Below are 544 nucleotides of genomic sequence, written 5' to 3' on the forward strand. Positions count from 1 at the left end.
GCTATAAACGCCAGACACGAAAAAGCCCTAACATTGCTGTTAGGGCTTATCGTAATGTTGGCGGAGCGGACGGGACTCGAACCCGCGACCCCCGGCGTGACAGGCCGGTATTCTAACCAACTGAACTACCGCTCCTTTAGTAAATTGCTTGCGCAGTATACTAAATTCTTTTTAAGTCGCTAACGTGTCAAAGTTAGTAGACTGCTTTATCGTAATAAAGCTACTCTTTCGAGTAAATTAGGCGCTTGGCAATGACCTACTTTCACATGGGGAGACCCCACACTATCATCGGCGCGATTGCGTTTCACTACTGAGTTCGGGATGGGATCAGGTGGTACCACAATGCTATTGTCACCAAGCAAATTGGGTTGTTAACCGCATAAGCGATTAACTAAATTCGGAAAGCTGTTTCTTTGAGTTTCAAGTACATGGATGTACTTGATGTCATCAATGCAGGAGCATTTTATGACCATACTTTATTAAGTGCTTTATATTCTTCACTAAGTCTTACCTTTCACAGTAAGTAATAAATCTAGTTACCATC

The 544-nt window shown here is 43.0% G+C and carries 1 tRNA gene and 1 rRNA gene; both read right to left on the reverse strand.

Annotated elements, in window-relative coordinates:
- Positions 1–58 precede the first annotated feature (58 nt).
- A tRNA-Asp gene (locus tag AB4153_RS21585) sits at positions 59–135 on the reverse strand.
- A 108-nt stretch (positions 136–243) separates the two neighbouring features.
- Positions 244–359, reverse strand: a 5S ribosomal RNA gene (rrf, locus tag AB4153_RS21590).
- Between the last annotated feature and the right edge of the window lie 185 nt (positions 360–544).

Origin of the sequence: Shewanella sp. 10N.286.52.E4, assembly GCF_041468785.1 — a bacterium.
GTDB classification, from domain to species: domain Bacteria; phylum Pseudomonadota; class Gammaproteobacteria; order Enterobacterales; family Shewanellaceae; genus Shewanella; species Shewanella electrodiphila.